Source organism: Methylobacterium sp. Leaf85, from assembly GCF_001422125.1.
Classification (GTDB): domain Bacteria; phylum Pseudomonadota; class Alphaproteobacteria; order Rhizobiales; family Beijerinckiaceae; genus Methylobacterium; species Methylobacterium bullatum.
The window spans coordinates 240,134-256,582 of the sequence record NZ_LMME01000001.1 but is presented as its reverse complement, the minus strand read 5'-3'; the positions used below and the strand labels follow the sequence as shown (position 1 = coordinate 256,582).

The window sequence follows — 16,449 nt, the reverse complement described above, 5'->3', positions numbered from 1 at the left end:
TTCGTCGGTGCCGAAGACTTTCGCCCTGGCCGCGATCCGCGCCGGGCAACACGGGAAGGCATGATGGAAGCGGACGACGCCTGGCACCTCACCGACCGATTGGGGGCCGAGCACGGAAGGGGCGATCCTTTCGCGGCGGCCATCCGCGCGACGCGCATGGCGATGCTGATCACCGATCCGCGGCAGGCGGACAATCCCATCGTCTTCGTCAACGACGCGTTCCTCAGGATGACCGGCTACAGCCGCGCCGAGGTCATGGGCCGGAACTGTCGCCTCCTCCAGGGCGAGGAGACCAGTGCCGACGCAGTGCGCCAGATCCGCGACGCGATCGCGGCCAAGCGCGATGTCGCCGTCGACATCCTCAATTATCGCAAGGACGGCAGCCAGTTCTGGAACGCCCTCTATGTCAGCCCCGTGAGCAGCGACGAGGGCGAGACCGTGTATTTCTTCGCGTCGCAGCTCGACGTGACGGACCGGATCGATGCGCTCATGCAGACGCGCAACGAGAAGATCCATTTCGAGCGCGAGGTGGAAAAGCGCACGCGGGAGCTCACCGAGGCGCTGGCGGCCAAGACCATGCTGGTCCACGAGGTGGACCACCGGGTGAAGAACAACCTCCAGATGATCGCCTCGCTGCTCACCCTGCAGACCCGGACCATCACCGACCCGGATGCGAAGGCCTCGCTCAAGTCCATGCTGGCCCGCATCGAGGCTCTTGGGACCGTGCACAAGCGCCTCTACCAGTCCAACGACGTCCAGCGTTTCGATGTCGCCGCCTTCGCTCAGGAACTCGCCGTCGATCTGGTGCGCGGCTCCGGGCGGCAGGAGATCGAGCTCGATGTCGACCTCGTCTCCGTCGAGGTCGCCGTCGAACAGGCGCCGCCGGTCGCCCTCGTGATGAACGAGCTGCTGACCAACGCCCTCAAGCACGCTTTCCCCCGTGACGCGGGCGGCCGGCTCTTGGTCTCGGTGAAGCCCGAGGGCGAGGAGATCCGCATCACGATCGCCGATGACGGGATCGGCATGCCGGTGGACGTCGGCGGCGGCCGCACCTTCGGCAAGCGCCTCATCGAGAGTCTGGTGCGCCAGCTGAATGCCGATATCGCCTGGCACCCGGCCAATCCCGGGACGCGGATCGAGATCCGCCTGCCCCGCGGCGGGACGGGCCACAGGGAGTCGATGTGACCGAACCTCTCCGGATCGTCGTCGTCGAAGACGAAGCCTTGATCGTGATGCAGCTCGAGATCCTGCTCGAAGAGGCGGGGCACGAGGTGGTCGGCACGGCCGTATCCGCGAGGGATGCCGTCGCGGTGGCCCGGCGCACCCGGCCCGACATCGTCCTCATCGACCTGCAGCTGAAGGGCGGCTCCTCCGGCCTAGACGTGGCGAAGGATCTGGCGGACGAGCCCGCGATGATGCTGGTCTTCCTGACCGCGAATGCGAGCCGCTTCCACGACGACTTCGCCGGCGCGGTGGCCGTCATCGCCAAGCCCTTCTCCGAGGCCATCATCGGGAACACGATGGGATTCCTCGAGGAATGCATCCGGACCCCGCCCCCGGTCTCGAACCTGCCCCTCGGCCTGCGCCTCGCCCCCGGCTATCTCGCCAGCCTCGGCGGCTGAATTCGCGCCGTCCCGTCGCGTCAGGCCGCCCTCTCGGCGCGCGACAGCTTGGCGACGACGCCGGACAAGTCACGCGCGGGAACGGGCTTGCTGAAGAAGAAGCCCTGGACCTCGTTGCATCCCTCCGCCCGCACGAGATCGAGCTGCGCCCGTGTCTCGACGCCCTCCGCCGTGATCGTCGTTCCGCGTCTCTCGCCGAGCCCGACGATGGCGCGCACGATGGCGGCGGTGTCTGGGTCGGCGATCTCACGGATGAAGGAGCGATCGATCTTGATCTTGTCGAACGGGAACTGCCGCAGGTAGCTCAGGGAGGAGTAGCCGGTCCCGAAATCGTCGAGGGCGATACGGACGCCGAGGTAGCGCAGGCGGTGCAGGCAGGCGATCACCGCCTCGGTGTCCTGGATGAGGACGCTCTCGGTGATTTCGAGCTCGAGCCTGTCCGCCGCGAGGCCCGACGCCGAGAGGGCCATGATCACGCACTGTTCGAGGCCCGGCTCGCGAAACTGCATCGCCGAGACGTTCACCGCGATCCGGGCGGAATGCGTCCAGGACGCGGCCTCGCGGCAGGCTTCGCGCAGGGCCCAGTTCCCGAGCTCAACGATCAGGCCGGTTTCCTCGGCGATCTCGACGACGGTCGAGGGTGGGATCATCCCACGGGTGGGATGGGGCCAGCGCATCAGCGCTTCGACGCCGCTCACGCTGTCCGTCGCGAGGTCGACCACCGGCTGGTAATGCAGGGTCAGGTCGCGGCCCAGGATGGCCTCGCGCAGCTCGAATTCGAGCTGGATGCGCTCCTCGATCGCCGCGTCCATGCTGGCCTCATAGACGCGGGCGGTGTTCCGCCCGGCGGCCTTCGCCCGGTAGAGCGCGAGGTCGGCATGCCTCAGGAGGGGATCGGCCTCGAGTCCGTCCGAGGGGGCATGGGCGATGCCGATGCTGATCCCGATATTGGCTAGGTGGCCGTTGAGCTTCACCGGCAGCGCGATGGCGTCGATCACCCTGCGGGCGACCTCGACCGCCTCGTCCTTCCCGCCGAGATTGACCAGAATGATGCCGAACTCGTCGCCGCCGAGGCGGGAGACGACATCGCACGGCCGCAGGACCTCGCGCAGGCGTTCGGCGACGAGCTTCAACAGGATGTCGCCCGCCAGATGTCCGAACGTGTCGTTGATCGCCTTGAACCGGTCGAGATCGAGACAGAGCACCGCCATCGGGCGACCGCCGTTCCGCACCGAGCCGAGGGCCTGATCCAGGCGCTCGTGGAACATCGACCGGTTGGGCAGCCCGGTGAGGGCGTCGTGGCAGGCGAGATGGGCGATCCGCTGGTCTGCCTCCTTTCGGGCCGTGATGTCGATATGGGTTCCGACGAAGCGGATGGGCGTGCCGTCGGGGGCGCGGGTCACGACCTTGCCGCGGGCGAGGAGCCAGATGTAGCCCCCCGCCTTCGTGCGGACCCGGAGCTCGATCTCGAAGGCCGGCTGCTGGCCGTGGAAATGCGCGACGGCCGCCAGCCGGCAACCGTCGATGTCGTCCGGATGGATCAGGGAGCCGACATAGGCGAAGGACCGGCCGAACTCGCCGGGCGCGTAGCCGAGCATGCTCTGAGCCCGGTCGGAGAACCAGACCTCGCCGGTTTGGAGGTCGGCGTCCCATAGGCCGTCCCTGCCGCTGTCGAGGGCCAGGGCCAGCCGTTCCTCGCTCAGGCGCAGGCGCGCGTCGCTCGCCCTGAACGCCTCCTCCACCTCCTTGCTGGCCGTGATGTGGAGATTCATGCCGACGAAGCGGCAGACCTCGCCCGTCTCCGGGTCGAGGACGGCTTGGCCGAATCCCTGGAACCAGCGGCATTCGCCGGTCGACGGGTGCAGGACGCGAAATTCCACCTTGTGGTTGGTGCGTGTCGCAATGGCCCGGCTCGCCTCCGCCCGGACCCGAACCAGGTCCTCGGCCGGAAGGTTTTGCTCCCACTCCGTCATGGTCATCACGAGGCCGGCGGCCGGATCCGCCCCATCGAGGGGCAATCCCTGCATCCGTGCGCTTTCCTGGGACTGCCAGATCCAGCCCGAGGCCACGTCCCATTCCCAGACCCCCGCCTCCGCCGCGTCCTGGGCGAGGCGCAGCAGGTCGCCGGTGCGTTCCAGCGCGATCCTGGCGGTGATGATGTCGTCGATATCCAAGGCCGTCGCGAGCCATCCGGGCTGGCCGTCGAGGAGGCGGATCGGGCGCTTGCTGACCTTGTGCCAGCGGTAGACGCCATCGGCGCGGCGGATGCGAACCTCGAAATCGTAGTCCTGCCATGCCTTGTGGCGGTCGCCGACATCGCCGCGGATGCGGCTGCGATCGTCCGGGTGACAGGCCTCGACCCGCTCCTTGAGGGAGAAGAGCGGCCGCTCGAAGTAGCGCCCGAAATGGCGGTTGCAATAAGTGGTGTCGCCGCGGTCGTTCGTGATCCAGACCATCTGGGGCAGGAAGTCGGCGAGCAGGCGGTAGGACGCCTCGCTCTCGCGAAGCGAGCGTTCGGCCCTGTGCCGGGCGGTGATGTCGGCGAAGGTATAGACGGTGCTGCCGTCGGCCAGCGGCACCCCGCAGAGTTCGAGGAGGGTCCCATCCCGTTGCAGGTGCTCGCCGCTGGCGCCCGCTTCGCCGTGATCGCGGTTCCCGTCACGGACCCGCCTGTCCAGGGTCGCCGGCAGCGAACCGTCCCGTTCGGCGATGTGGCGGCGGAGGTCGTCGAAGGGGGCTCCGTCGTGGAGCATGTCCCGGGGCAGGTCGAGGAGCAGGTTCAGGCGCTCGTTATGGACCCTGACCCGGTCGTCCGCATCGACCATGACGAGGCCTTCGTCGATGCTCTCCAGGGTGACGCGCAGGAGATCCGTCGTCTCGCGCAGGTGCTGGTCCGATCGGGCCAGTTCGGTGACGTCGAGGCAGATCCCGGAGATGGCTCGGATGCTCCCGTCAGGATCACGCTCGACGATTCCACGCTCGGCGACCACCCGGCATTCCCCACCGGGTCGGACGATCCGCGACCGATGCTCGTAAGTGTCGCGCGCGAATGCCCCCGACCCGGCCACGGTGTCGTCGAGATGCCAGCGGACGCGCTCCCGGTCCTGGGGATGGTAGAAGGCCAGATGGTCGTCGAGGGGGATGCGCGCGAGATCGGCGGGCGCGCGGCCATGGATCCGCGCCATCCCCGCCGACCATTCGACGCAGGCTTCGGCCACGTCGATGCGCCAATGTCCGAAACCCGCGATCTCCTCGGCCATGCGCTGAGATGCCAGGGCCGCTTCGAGATGGGCTTCGCGGCGGGTGAGGATGGTCGTGACGCGCAGGCGCTCGCGCAGCTCCGCCTCGCGCTCCGCATTGGCTAGGTGAAGGCGAAGGTGCCCGGTGACGATGAGGGCAAGATCCTCGAGCTGGACCAGGTGTTCGTCGGTGAAATCCGGACGCGGGACGGTGTCGATCAGGCACATCGTGCCGGTCCTGTGCCCGGATCGGAGCGTGAGGGGCACGCCCGCGTAGAACCGGGCCCGGAGCCCGCCCGTCACCAGGGGATGGTCGGCAAATCTAAGGTCGGCGAGGAGATCGCGGATCACCACCGGCCCGTCGGATTCGCCTCCGATGGCCTGCCCCGCGAACGCATCGGACCAACCCGGCATCGCCCCCGCGGCACCCGATCCCGCCTTCAGCGCGGGAAATTCGGTATCGACGAGGGGGACGAGGACGATGGGAACGCGGAACAGGGCCGACGCGGTGCGGCACACGGCGTCGAGATGTGGCTCCGGATCACCATCGCTCGGATGCGTGGAATCCGCCTCGATGGCATCATTCCGCTCCTCGTCGCCTCGGTCGTGTGCCCGATCTTGCACGTCGCACCATCCAGGAAAGCAAGCCGACGTTATCCGTCCTGCCGATGGCGTCGATCGACGCTGCGTCATGGACGTTCGCGATGTACATTACGCTGATCAACGTTGCGATAGTCCTACTCTTTCCTTCGAACCACCACCGTCATTCGGCCGATGCGGCACGGAAACGCGAAACGGCGGCTTCGTCACGGGGAAGGATCGATTGGCCGCGGCGATCCCTCGAAACCGTTTCATCGGCTTCGCGGCGCGGCCTTGTCAGGACGCACGTCCTGGCAAGCCTTGAGGGGGGCGAAAGCCTGAGCCCGCGCAGGCGGGCGCCGACGACCGAGGCCAGCGCGACAACCGAGGCGGGCGCTTCGAGCGATTGCCCCGATCGAATGGCCGAGCTTCCTTTCGCAGGGCGCAATTTCATCGTAACCGTTGTCGATCGCATTCGGTCCTGCACCGCTCCCGCCGCCTCGAACCCCGTTCAGCCACCTTGTTCCTTCCCGGCGAAAGCCATCTCTCCAGCGCGGGCTCCCGTGGCTTCTCGAGCGTCGACACCTGGGTGTTCGATCTCGACAACACGCTCTATCCCAGCGACGCCCTCGTCTGGCCGCAGGTCGACGAGCGTATCACCCTGTACGTCATGCAGCTCTACGGCCTGGACGGGATCTCGGCACGGGCGCTGCAGAAGCATTTCTACCACCGCTACGGCACCACCCTGAAGGCGCTGATGGTGGAGGAGAATGTCGACCCCTATCATTTCCTCGATTTCGCCCACGACATCGACCATTCCACGATCCGCCTCGACGCGGCCCTGGGCGACGCCATCGAGCAGTTGCCCGGCCGCAAGCTGATCCTCACCAACGGCTCCCGGCGCCATGCCGAGAACGTGGCCGCCAAGCTCGGCATCCTCGACCATTTCGAGGACGTGTTCGACATCGCCGCCGCCGACTTCGTCCCGAAACCCGAGCGCTCCACCTACGAGCGCTTCCTCGTTCGGCACGATGTCGATCCGCGCCGGTCGGCCCTGTTCGAGGACATCGCCCGCAATCTCGTCGTGCCCCACGAGTTCGGAATGGCGACGGTCCTCGTCGTGCCCCGCACCATCGATCCGTTCCGCGAGGCCTTCGAGCAGGAGGCGGTGAAGGAGCCGCATATCGACCACATCACCAACGATCTCGCCGCGTTCCTGGGCGAGCGGGTCCTCCCGGTCCTCGGATGAACGCTCCCGCCCGGAATTGGGCCGATCTCCAGGCGCCGTCCCTCGACGACGTGGAGATCCTGGCACGCGATGCCCTCGCCCGCCTGCCGCCGGAGTTCCTCGCCCTGTGCGAGGGCGTGACGATCCACGTGGAGGATTTTCCCGACGACGCCACGCTCCGGGAGATGGAGTGCGAGAGCGAGTTCGACCTGCTCGGCCTGTTCCGGGGCGTCGGCCTGGCGCAGGGCGGCGAGGTGGCGACCGGGCAGTGGCACAACCGGGTCTGGCTCTACCGCAGGCCGCTGCTCGATTATTGGGCCGAGCACGAGGAGACCCTCGGCCATCTCGTCACCCATGTCCTCGTCCACGAGATCGGCCACCATATGGGCCTGTCCGACGACGACATGGCCGCCATCGAGGCGGCGGCGGACGAGTGAGGTCCCGATGATCCCGCCCGGTCCCGTCAATCGTCGTTGGCGGGACGCGGGCTCACGGCGCGAGGTCTGAGCAGGCTGGCCTTCGGGCGACGGGTGCGAAACTGCCCGCGCTCCACGGCGATGAAGACGAGCACCGTGACGGTCAGCGTCGTCACCCACCAGATCACCGTGAGGCCGACGCCGATACAGGCGATGGTGAAGGCGCTGGCGAAGACCGCCATCGCTCCGGGTGCGATCGCGCCGGGGGCGGTGGCGGTGGCCGAGCGGCCGCTATGGCGGATCGCCGCGTGGAGGGCGAAGGCCGCGGCGAAGGCGCCCACGATCCCGAGTTCGTACCAGAGTTCGAACAGCATCGTGGTGGGGGCGTTGCCGGGCAGCAGGTTCACGAACCGGCCGCGCGAGGCGGTCTCGAACCCGTGTCCGGTCACGAGGCGGACCGGCTCGGTGGTCACCACTTTCTGCCACGCCTTGATGGTGAGGACATTGGGCGCCGTCGGCCCCAAAGCGACGATGCCGATGGGCCGGGCGATGAACGGCAGGAACGGCGCGCTCACCAGCAGGCCGCCGCAGACGAGGGCAACCGCGCGCACGCCGACGAGGGGGCGATAGGTCGTGAGGGCGAAAGCCACCGCGCCGACGGCGAGCGCCAGGATCTGGGTGATGTTCGGCGAGATCGAGAGGGCCAGGGCCACGAGGATAGCGGTGCCGAGGGCTTCCAGGTCACGCCCGCGCGAGCGCAGCCACGCCACGGAGGGCCAGACCAGCAAGGCGAGGACCGTCAGCCCGCGATCCACCGAACTCTGGTCCTCGGGCATGGTGCGCAGGAGCGTGTCGCCGAACAGCCCGAACACGATGGAGACGATGGACGCGGCGATGACGCCCAGCGGCAGCAGGTAGAGGTTGGCCGAGCGCATGCGGTCCGGCAGCGCGAGATAGGCGGCCAGGGTCATCAGGATGGTGGCCGTGAGATTCAGAAGGCGCTCCGTCGCCGGTCCGAGGAACGGCGTCCAGACCAGGGACAGGGCCGACCAGAGGATGACCAGCCCCCCCGCCAGGAAGGCCGTGGACGTCAGCATCCGGGTCGCCGTCACCCGGAGCGGCCGCTGCTTGCCGTCGATGGCGCTGGCGATGACGATGAGCGCGATGGCGATGGGCGCCAGGATCACGGTGGCGCGCCGGGCCACCTGCGCCGCCACGGGAAGCAGGACGAACAGGCCGAAGAACCCCACGCGCCGGAGCAGGGCCGCCGCGTCGAGGGCCGGATCGATGGACGGTCGAGAGGTGGGCGCGCGGGCCATGGTGCGATTGCAGCCGTTCGACGGCGCCACGAGTCCGCCCGTGCGCTACCGGTCGAGTCGTAGTGCAGGGAGGCGGTGCGCGCTGTAGATGTCGTGCAACACCCGTGCGTCCTCCGCCGCCTGCCTTCACGCGGCCTTCGGTTGCCGCCGCCTCGGAACCAGGCGCCGGCCGACATCCGTCAGCACCCGCCAACCCGCCCAGGTCGCCAGGAAGCCGAGGAATCCGGCGATGATCCCGTCGGCACTCGCCGGGACCGCGGGCACGTAATCCTGGTAGGTGGCGCGGGCCAGCGCCATATCGGGGTCGCGCAGCAGCGCGGCGAAACGGCCCATGGGGCCGCCCGCCTCGGTGAGGGCCTGCTTCTGCGCGTCGAGACGCTGCAGGCGCTCGATATCGGCGCGGGCCGCTTCCCCGCGACGGGCCACCAGGGCGTCGCCGTTGCCGCGCAGGCGCTCGACGGCCCCCTGCCGGTTGGTCCCGCTCGCGGCGGCGTCCGCGTCGAGGGCGGCGATGGAGCGTCGCAACTCGTCGAGGGTGCCCCCGAGCCGCTGCGCGTATTGCTGCGCGAATTCGGGCCCCTGGGCGGCGACGATGCCGCCGAGAATGCCGAGGGCGAGGCCAAGGGTCCGGATCACACGCAGCACGATTCATCCCTCATGACGTCGTCAGACAAAAGGCCGAGCCGCGTGGCGGTTCCCGAACGGCCGGATGGCGCACGAAGGGGCCGCTCCGTGGCGGATCCCGAACGGTCGGATGGCGCACGAAAGGGCGGTTCCGTGGCGGTTCCCGAACGGTCGGGAGGCGCACGAAAGGGCCGCTCCGTGGCGGTTCCCGAACGGTCGGATGGCGCACGAAGGGGCCGCTCCGTGGCGGTTCCCGAACGGTCGGATGGCGCACGAAGGGGCCGCTCCGTGGCGGTTCCCGAACGGTCAGGGGAGGTCCGCCAAGGCGGCTTCCACCTCCGCCCGCGTCACCTCGGCCAGGGGTTTGGCCACCTTCGCGGCCTGCGTCTTCCGCCCCGGCCTCATGACGAGGACGATCGTCTCCAGGCCGGGACAGGAGGGGTCCGGGCACAGGATCTCGTTGACCTTCACCACGGTCCCGGGCTCGACGAGGTCGCGGACCCACTCTTCGACCCGGCGGCGCGCGGTATCGTCGGCCGGTTCGCGCCGGCGTCTGAAGCCGAGGAGCGCCATCGCCGCCTCAACCCGGCAGCGTCAGGATGCCGGCCATGCCACCGGCACAGCCGAAGGCGAGCCGGCCGCCGCGCCCGTCCCAGGCCAGGGCGGAGACCGCTCCGCCCTTGGTGGCAGGCCGGACCAGCAGTTCCGAGGCATCGGCGAAGCGCACGAGCAGGATACAGCCGTCCTCGTAGCCGATGGCGAGGACCAGGGCCTTGGGGTGGAACGCCACCCGCGTGACGCGGGCCGGGCGGATGCCGCATTCGCGCGGGGCCTTGCCGGTGGGGCCTTCCTTCGAATCGAACGGCCAGATGATGGCGGCTTCCGCGCCGCTGGTGGCGAGCCAGTTGCCGTCCCCCGACCAGCTCACCGAGCGGACCTTGCCGGGATAGCCCGACATCCGCATGTGGCCCCGGTCGGGCTGGAGACGCCAGCCGTGGAGCGAGTTCTCCTGCATCGTCGTCACGACGAAGCGGCCGTCCGGCGACCACGTGACGTCGAGATGCGAGCCCTTCCATTCCACGAAATCGGGGGCGGTCTCGAGATTCGGGTACCAGAGGGTGGCGCCGTTGTAATGCGCCACGGCGAGGCGGTAGCCCTTGGGCGCAAAAGCGAGCCCCCGCGCCGTGGTGGGCGCGGCGAAGACCTTCTCCCGGCCCTTGGCATCGCGGGCGACGACGTTGCGGCCGGCCGCATAGGCGATGGCGCCATCGGAATGGAGCGCCAGGGCGTCGATCCAGGCCCCGCCCTTGGCGGCGGCCACCTCGGTCATGTCGCCATCGGCCGCGACGGCCACGATGCGTCCGTCGTCGCCGCCCGTCACGATCCGCCGTCCGTCACCCGAGGCCACCAGGATGCCGGCATCCGGGTGAGCCGCCACGCGCCGCGTCTCGTGGGGGCCGACCAGCATCACGGCGCCGTCGCCCAGCGCCAGGGCCAGGACGTCCTTCAGCCAGACGGCCCCGGAGACATGGGCGCCAGCCTCCAACGGAACGACGTGATCGACGAGTGAGGGAGCGCTGGCGCTCATCGGCTAAGAACCTCTCAGGACGCGGATGCGGAATCCGGCGCCGATTTCAGCACCGTCATGACCGTCGCGACCAGGGTGAGACAACCGGCGATGCCGGCGGGAATGGCGAGGGCATACAACGCCAGGCGGCCATAGGCGACCGCCCCGAGCAGGGAACCGCATAGCAGCGAGAGCCAGACGAGGCCGTCGCCGACCCAGCCGAAACGGGGTCCGCGCCCCGCGAGCGCCGAAGCGAGCTTCTGCCCGGTGCTGAACAGCGCTCCCGTGACGAAGGTGGTGCCGGCCCGGAACCCCTGGACATGGGCGAGAGCGGCGTTCTGCGCGCCCATGGCGAGGGCGAGAAGCAGCGAGGCGTGGCCTGGGCTCGGGTCCTCCACCGCGGTGAGATAGGCGCCGGATACCAGGACCGTCTCGAAGCCGAGAAGCACCGGAGTGCTCCACCGGGCCGGGGTCAGGGCCGAGAGCCCGCCCCCACACAGGCTTCCCAGGAAGAAGGCGAAGATGAGAAGGGCCGGCAGGATCGCCAGGAGGGGCGTGTCATGCCCTATCGCCACGGCGAACTGGGTCGTGTTGCCGCTCATGAACGAGGTGTAGAGGCCGCCCAGCCGGATGAACCCGAGGGCGTCCACGTAGCCGGCCAGCGCCGTGAGGACGAGGCCGAAGCCGAGATGCCAGGTCCGGCTCATGACAGGCTCCGGCTCATGGCAGCGCGCGCGCTCCCGCCGCCCCGTTCCGTCCCGGGACGACCGAGGCCGGTTCGGTAGGGTTAAGGCATTGCTTACCAAGTCCGCGCAATTCGAGTGAACGGGACCGAACATCGCGGCCGCCACTCCCGTTGGTGTGACGATCCGGCGTCGGGCTTCTCGTCCCGCCCCGGGTGAGTTGGAGTTGCGTCATGATCCCTGTCGCTTACGCTGCCTTCGCGTTGCCGAACTTCGGCTCCGTCCGCGGATCCGAAACCGTTCTGGTGGTGGAGGATGAAGCCATGGTGTGCGAACTGGCCGTCGAAGCCCTCATGGACGAAGGCTACCGCGTCCTCAGCGCCGCCGACGCCGAGGAGGCCGAAGACATCCTGGCGCGGGAACGCGTCGACCTGCTCTTCACCGATATCGATTTGGCCCGCAACACCAATGGCCTCTCCCTTGCCCGACGGGCGCGGCGCCTGCGTCCGAACCTCCCGGTCATCTACACGTCGGGAGGACGCGGAAGTCTCTCGCAGGCGGATGCGGTGGCGGAATCAATCTTCGTGCCGAAGCCCTATCGCCCGAGCCAGCTCATCGCCCTCGCCAACGGCCTCCTGCGCCGTTTCCCCCACTACGCCTGAGCGCAACCGCGCCCCATTCCTTCCGGAGCCCCATCCCCCATGCGCACCCTGCTCGCCACCGCTCTCGTCCTCTGCGCCACGACGCTCAGCGCCTACACGACAGGAAACGCCAAGGCCGCGTGCGACGTGAAGGGGGCGAAGCTCGAGGAAGCCATCGCCGGCAAATCCGAGCTTCGCGAAACCGCCAACAAGCAGGCGGTGCGCGACCTGCGCACCCTGCGTGACGCAGCGATCATCCTGGAGACGTACAAGTACGAGGGCGAATGCGATCGCCTCGTCGCGATCATCAAGGCGCTGGCCACCAACCCCGAGAAGGCGATCGAGCAGAGCGGCGATACCGACGAAGAGAAGGCGGAGGATCTCATGGAAGCCCGCCAGCCGAAGGCTCCCCCCGCCGAGGGCGTCCCCGCCAAGGCGAAGTGACCACGCTCGCAAAAGCTGGATCGCGTCTCGGACGGAACACTCGCGGGGCGAGAACGCTTGCATCGCTGGCCATGCCGAACTCCACGCGGCGGGCCAGTGCGGCCGGATCTCGACGGTCGGCATTTCCCTCACTCTGAAAGGATCGATCGAGCATGGGCACGGATACGGCAACGCGCGGATCGAGCCTCTCCCACGCGTCGAACGACCTGCCCTCGGTCACCCTCGACGATTACAACATCGAGTTGAAGAACGGCGAGGGCTTCATCGGTGATCGCGTATCGAAGAAGGCCTTCCGCGATCTCGTGGAGGATTGGCGCGAAAAGCTGCGCAAGCTCGGTCCCGACCCGCTCGGCACGAAGCCGAGCCACGATTTCAGCAAGCGGCGCCTCGACGATCTGTTGATCGACGGTACCCCGCTCGCCGCCGGCGTGGTCTTCGGCGCAATCGAGGAATTCGCGCAGGAGCTCGCCACCGTCGTACGGCGCTTCCTGCGTCAGAAAGGGTGGCGCGATACCCAGAGCATCGTCGTCGGGGGCGGTTTCAGCGACAGCCTCGCCGGACGGCTCGCCATCGACCGAGCCAGCGTGATCCTCCGTGCCGGCGGTCTCAACCTGAACCTCGAGCCGATTCGTCACCACCCGGACGAGGCCGGGCTGATCGGGGCCGTCCACCTCGCGCCGTCCTGGATCTTTTCCGGCTACGACAGCCTGCTCGCCGTCGATATCGGGGGCAGCAACATCCGGGCGGGAGTCGTTACGACCAACCTGAAGAAAGCCGCCGACCTGTCGCGCGCAGAGATCTGGCGTTCGGAGCTCTGGCGCCACCGCGACGAGGATCCGGCCCCGAGCCGCGACGAGGCGGTCGACCGCCTGATCGCGATGCTGAACGACCTGATCTCGCGGGCGGAGCGCTCGCGCCTAAAACTCGCGCCCTTCATTGGGGTCGGGTGCCCCGGCGTCATCGCCTCCGACGGGACCATCGAACGCGGTGGCCAGAACCTGCCCGGCGATTGGGAGAGCAGTCGTTTCAACCTTGCCGAACGACTGGTGGAAGCCATTCCCACCATCGGGGATCACGATACCATGGTGCTGATGCACAACGACGCCGTAGTGCAGGGCCTCTCGGCCATGTCGGACATGACGGGCGTCGCGCGATGGGGCGTCCTCACCATCGGCACCGGCCTCGGCAATGCCCGCTTCACCAACCGGCGGCTCCCCGACACGGTGCATTGAGGGTCGGACCACGCGACCTTCAGCGCGCGGTCCCCACGGTTTGGAGGGGCTCCCGCGCATCGCGAGCCCGATGTCATCCCCCGCTCAAGTCTTCGGAGTGTCGCAGGTCGTCGGGTGTAAAGTTGCTCAGGGCGGGGTGGGCGGCGGTACTGCATCCTGGTCTGGATGATTGCGGACGCGGGCCACCTTGCTGGCGATGCGGTTACGCAGGTCGCTCGGTAGTTCGATCTCAACCAGCCGCCACGACCACCCCCGCAGGCGCAGGCGCAGGCGGAACCGCTGCGACCGCGACGCTTCGGGAGGCACGGCGATGACGAGGGTGCGGAATCCCCGCATCTCCGAGGAGAGGTAGTACGGGATCAGCCGAGAAATCGTGTCGATCCTCAATCCGGCGGGAACGTCGCTCCTATGCTCGGCATCGCCGCCGCGGAGGCCGATATCGAGGGATTGCGGAATACCGTCATCGAGGAGATCGATGACCGACTGTGCCGTCACAAGGGATTCGGTCAGAGGTTCGGCCAGGGCCGCCGCGGCTTCGATCAGCCTCTGTCGATCCCGCGAGAGCTCGACCTCGGCACCGGCCTCGCCCCTCGGCTGAGAGGCGGCGGCCGAAATCTGACGGATCATGGATTGGCGCAGGATGCGGAAGTTGACGTGCCGTTCGACATACCCGACGTCCCGTGCCTGCACCGCCGAGGCCAGATCATAGAGCATCCAGAACGGCGTCAGCGTGTAGACGAACCACGACAGAATCAGGGAAATGGGGATCCACCACAATCGCATCATCGCGATGGGGCAGCCCTCTGCGCCTGCTCGCTCCACCCGGCAAGGACTGCGAACTGGGCGACCACGGCCTCGTAGACGGGCCGCTTGAACGGCACGATGAGGTCGGCCAACCCGTCCATCTCTTCCCAACGCCAGGCATCGAACTCGGATTTGTGCAAGCCGCCGCCGGGTGAAAGCACGTCGATCTCGGTCTCGTCCCCGACGAGACCGAAAGCGAACCACTTCTGCGTCTGTCCGCGATACCGGCCCTTCCAGGCCTGTTTCAGTACGGCGGGCGGCAGATCGTAGGCGAGCCAGCCGGGTGTCTCCCCGAGGAGTACGACCGAACCGGCCGAGACGTTGGTTTCCTCGTGCAGTTCCCGCAAGGCCGCCGCGAGAGGATCTTCGCCCTCATCGATCCCACCCTGCGGCATCTGCCAGGCGCGGTCTCCTTGCACATGCTCCGGCCCCGCCTCCTGACGGCGACGGCCGATGAAGACGCTCCCCCGGGGAGCGATCAGCATGATGCCGACGCAGGGCCGATACGGCAGGTCGGGTTCGGGCACGGTGAGCTTCATCGGCGGGACCATAGGTCAGGGCAGCGATGGGCCGCAATGCGGCAAGGGGCAGTTCACGATGGGATCGCGTGAAGAGCGTTCCCCTCGCGCCGCCCGCCGGACTCACTCTGCCAACAAAACCTTCGGGCAAGGTCAGCCCGGCGGAGGATCGGGGGACTCGACCTCGCCTCTTCGCTGAAGGATCAGCGCCATGAACCAGCACAGGGAGGCCCAGGCCGCGCCGATACACCAGCCGGCGAGCACGTCGCTCGGCCAGTGCACACCGAGATAGATCCGGCTCACCCCAACGATGAGCGTCATCCCGACACCGAGAAGGAGGATCAGGACCTTCACCGCACGGTTCTGGTCCACGCGGGCCAGCAATGTCGCCAGGGTGAGGTAGGCGATGGCCGACATCATCGCGTGGCCGCTGGGGAAGCTCGCGGTGAACACGTCCATGCCGTGGGGGACGAGATCCGGCCGCGGCCGATGGTAGAACATCTTCAACACCGTCGAGACGAGCAATCCCCCGCCGATGGCGCCCAGCACGAAGGCGGCGATGCGGTGCCGCCGGGTGAGCGCCAGATAGGCGACCGCGCTCAGGGTCACGAAGGTGATGGTGAAGACGCTGCCGAGTCCCGTGATGTCGCGCATCGTCTCCTCGAGCCAGCGAGGCCCGATCGGGTCCGACAGGTCGGCGGGGTTGCGCAGGGCAAGCAGGATCTTGCGGTCGAGCGCTTCGGTGGAGCCCTCCCCGACCTCGTCGGCGAGGAAGAAGAAGGCGTAGCCGAGGAAGCTCACGCCCAGCAGCGCCACGAGGGGGCCGACCTCGTTGAGGCGCAGGCGGAGCCACAGGGCCGTGGCGTGGCTGAACAGCGGATGCTGGAGATAGGTCGGGAGCGGCGCCTTCATGCTGCTGTCTTCGTCATCGGTTCGTCGTCCCTCGATCATCGATGCCGCCCGAAGGCGAAGCGTCCCCGCTGTTGCCACGGCCCGCCAAGGTAGCGCCAGAGGATCAGCCCCGGCGAGGTGAAGCTGAACGGTTCGAAATCGCGCTCCAGCGTATGATGCAGGGTGCGGGCGACGTCCGGCGCGACCTTGTTCTGGACGGTGACGTGGGGCCGCCATCCCTGCCGGTCCTGTGCGGTCAGCACATCCGCGTAACGCCGGGCGATCTCGTCCCGAAGCCGGGACAGGGCGTCGGAGACGAGGGCGAAGGCGACGCCGCGGCCCATGAAGCGAAGTTCGGTGACGGCGACCTCCGCCGGTTCACGCTCCGCCGTGAGTTCGGAAAGGGTCACGGCGATCCCCTCCTCCTCCAGGCCCGGCAGGTGGTGGAACAGGGTGGCATGGGCCGGGATGACGTTGAGCTTCTGCGGGAAATGCCGCCGTCTCAACCCGTCGAAATGCCAGAAAGTCTCCGGGTCCATCTCCAGGGTAAGGATCAGCGGATCGGCCGTGGGCGCGTCGGGCAAGGTACTCATCGCCGGCAAACCGTGCGGATGCAGACCTGTTCCCGCTATTTTGCTCTTT

17 protein-coding genes are annotated in these 16,449 nt (G+C 68.2%); 7 read left to right on the top strand and 10 right to left on the bottom strand.

What is annotated here, in order from left to right:
• Positions 1-60 precede the first annotated feature (60 nt).
• Positions 61-1,185, top strand: a complete 1,125-nt coding sequence (locus ASF08_RS01190) for a histidine kinase dimerization/phosphoacceptor domain -containing protein (RefSeq protein ID WP_056140218.1) — start codon at positions 61-63, stop codon at positions 1,183-1,185.
• Positions 1,182-1,622 carry a response regulator gene (locus tag ASF08_RS01185; RefSeq protein ID WP_056140216.1) on the top strand — a complete coding sequence of 147 codons (441 nt, stop codon included), beginning with the start codon at positions 1,182-1,184 and terminating at the stop codon, positions 1,620-1,622. Before ASF08_RS01190 ends, ASF08_RS01185 begins: the two co-directional genes overlap by 4 nt.
• Before the next feature lie 20 nt (positions 1,623-1,642).
• Here the strand turns inward: ASF08_RS01185 and ASF08_RS01180 are convergent, their stop codons facing one another.
• A complete protein-coding gene (locus ASF08_RS01180) occupies positions 1,643-5,485 on the bottom strand; it encodes an EAL domain-containing protein (protein ID WP_056140214.1) in 3,843 nt (1,280 codons plus the stop codon).
• Between the two features lie 475 nt (positions 5,486-5,960).
• On the opposite strand from ASF08_RS01180, the gene ASF08_RS01175 reads away from it, so the two are divergent.
• Positions 5,961-6,689, top strand: coding sequence for a pyrimidine 5'-nucleotidase (locus ASF08_RS01175; RefSeq protein ID WP_018045202.1), 729 nt, complete (start codon positions 5,961-5,963; stop codon positions 6,687-6,689).
• Positions 6,686-7,105 carry a metallopeptidase family protein gene (locus ASF08_RS01170; protein WP_018045203.1) on the top strand — a complete coding sequence of 140 codons (420 nt, stop codon included), beginning with the start codon at positions 6,686-6,688 and terminating at the stop codon, positions 7,103-7,105. Before ASF08_RS01175 ends, ASF08_RS01170 begins: the two co-directional genes overlap by 4 nt.
• A 26-nt stretch (positions 7,106-7,131) precedes the next feature.
• Here ASF08_RS01170 and ASF08_RS01165 read toward each other — a convergent pair whose 3' ends face one another.
• From ASF08_RS01165 to ASF08_RS01145, 5 genes are all read right to left on the bottom strand, one after another.
• Complete coding sequence (locus ASF08_RS01165; protein WP_018045204.1) at positions 7,132-8,403, bottom strand: hypothetical protein; 1,272 nt, start codon at positions 8,401-8,403, stop codon at positions 7,132-7,134.
• Between the two features lie 126 nt (positions 8,404-8,529).
• Positions 8,530-9,048 (bottom strand): DUF2937 family protein, encoded by a 519-nt coding sequence (locus ASF08_RS01160; RefSeq protein ID WP_018045205.1) that lies wholly within the window; start codon positions 9,046-9,048, stop codon positions 8,530-8,532.
• Between the two features lie 285 nt (positions 9,049-9,333).
• Complete coding sequence (locus ASF08_RS01155) at positions 9,334-9,600, bottom strand: hypothetical protein (RefSeq protein WP_056140210.1); 267 nt, start codon at positions 9,598-9,600, stop codon at positions 9,334-9,336.
• A gap of 7 nt (positions 9,601-9,607) precedes the next feature.
• The gene (locus ASF08_RS01150; protein WP_056140208.1) at positions 9,608-10,615 is read right to left on the bottom strand and encodes a WD40 repeat domain-containing protein; all 1,008 of its coding nucleotides are present in this window, start codon (positions 10,613-10,615) and stop codon (positions 9,608-9,610) included.
• 14 nt (positions 10,616-10,629) lie between these two features.
• Complete coding sequence (locus ASF08_RS01145) at positions 10,630-11,301, bottom strand: YoaK family protein (protein ID WP_056140205.1); 672 nt, start codon at positions 11,299-11,301, stop codon at positions 10,630-10,632.
• 209 nt (positions 11,302-11,510) lie between these two features.
• On the opposite strand from ASF08_RS01145, the gene ASF08_RS01140 reads away from it, so the two are divergent.
• The 3 genes from ASF08_RS01140 (at position 11,511) to ASF08_RS01130 (ending at position 13,594) form a co-directional block, all read left to right on the top strand.
• The gene (locus tag ASF08_RS01140) at positions 11,511-11,939 is read left to right on the top strand and encodes a response regulator (protein ID WP_018045209.1); all 429 of its coding nucleotides are present in this window, start codon (positions 11,511-11,513) and stop codon (positions 11,937-11,939) included.
• A 39-nt stretch (positions 11,940-11,978) separates the two neighbouring features.
• On the top strand, positions 11,979-12,362 hold the full coding sequence (locus ASF08_RS01135; protein WP_056140200.1) for a hypothetical protein: 384 nt from the start codon (positions 11,979-11,981) through the stop codon (positions 12,360-12,362).
• Between the two features lie 152 nt (positions 12,363-12,514).
• A complete protein-coding gene (locus ASF08_RS01130; protein ID WP_056140198.1) occupies positions 12,515-13,594 on the top strand; it encodes an ROK family protein in 1,080 nt (359 codons plus the stop codon).
• A 126-nt stretch (positions 13,595-13,720) separates the two neighbouring features.
• On the opposite strand, the gene ASF08_RS01125 is transcribed toward ASF08_RS01130, so the two are convergent.
• The 4 genes from ASF08_RS01125 to ASF08_RS01110 form a co-directional block, all read right to left on the bottom strand.
• Entirely contained in the window at positions 13,721-14,377 is a 657-nt protein-coding gene (locus tag ASF08_RS01125; protein WP_056140811.1) for a DUF2939 domain-containing protein, read from the bottom strand.
• Positions 14,377-14,949, bottom strand: coding sequence for an RNA pyrophosphohydrolase (locus tag ASF08_RS01120; RefSeq protein WP_056140195.1), 573 nt, complete (start codon positions 14,947-14,949; stop codon positions 14,377-14,379). The genes ASF08_RS01125 and ASF08_RS01120 overlap by 1 nt, the downstream gene beginning before the upstream one ends.
• Before the next feature lie 120 nt (positions 14,950-15,069).
• Positions 15,070-15,828 (bottom strand): phosphatase PAP2 family protein, encoded by a 759-nt coding sequence (locus ASF08_RS01115; protein ID WP_018045214.1) that lies wholly within the window; start codon positions 15,826-15,828, stop codon positions 15,070-15,072.
• A gap of 35 nt (positions 15,829-15,863) precedes the next feature.
• Positions 15,864-16,400, bottom strand: a complete 537-nt coding sequence (locus tag ASF08_RS01110; RefSeq protein ID WP_056140192.1) for a 2'-5' RNA ligase family protein — start codon at positions 16,398-16,400, stop codon at positions 15,864-15,866.
• Positions 16,401-16,449: the final 49 nt, after the last annotated feature.

Coding starts and splice junctions, on each gene's coding strand:
- ASF08_RS01125 (WP_056140811.1), bottom strand. CDS start 14,377: ATGCGATTGTGGTGGATCCCCATTTCCCTGATTCTGTCGTGGTTCGTC.
- ASF08_RS01145 (WP_056140205.1), bottom strand. CDS start 11,301: ATGAGCCGGACCTGGCATCTCGGCTTCGGCCTCGTCCTCACGGCGCTG.
- ASF08_RS01155 (WP_056140210.1), bottom strand. CDS start 9,600: ATGGCGCTCCTCGGCTTCAGACGCCGGCGCGAACCGGCCGACGATACC.
- ASF08_RS01110 (WP_056140192.1), bottom strand. CDS start 16,400: ATGAGTACCTTGCCCGACGCGCCCACGGCCGATCCGCTGATCCTTACC.
- ASF08_RS01170 (WP_018045203.1), top strand. CDS start 6,686: ATGAACGCTCCCGCCCGGAATTGGGCCGATCTCCAGGCGCCGTCCCTC.
- ASF08_RS01190 (WP_056140218.1), top strand. CDS start 61: ATGATGGAAGCGGACGACGCCTGGCACCTCACCGACCGATTGGGGGCC.
- ASF08_RS01165 (WP_018045204.1), bottom strand. CDS start 8,403: ATGGCCCGCGCGCCCACCTCTCGACCGTCCATCGATCCGGCCCTCGAC.
- ASF08_RS01130 (WP_056140198.1), top strand. CDS start 12,515: ATGGGCACGGATACGGCAACGCGCGGATCGAGCCTCTCCCACGCGTCG.
- ASF08_RS01150 (WP_056140208.1), bottom strand. CDS start 10,615: ATGAGCGCCAGCGCTCCCTCACTCGTCGATCACGTCGTTCCGTTGGAG.
- ASF08_RS01115 (WP_018045214.1), bottom strand. CDS start 15,828: ATGAAGGCGCCGCTCCCGACCTATCTCCAGCATCCGCTGTTCAGCCAC.
- ASF08_RS01120 (WP_056140195.1), bottom strand. CDS start 14,949: ATGGTCCCGCCGATGAAGCTCACCGTGCCCGAACCCGACCTGCCGTAT.
- ASF08_RS01140 (WP_018045209.1), top strand. CDS start 11,511: ATGATCCCTGTCGCTTACGCTGCCTTCGCGTTGCCGAACTTCGGCTCC.
- ASF08_RS01135 (WP_056140200.1), top strand. CDS start 11,979: ATGCGCACCCTGCTCGCCACCGCTCTCGTCCTCTGCGCCACGACGCTC.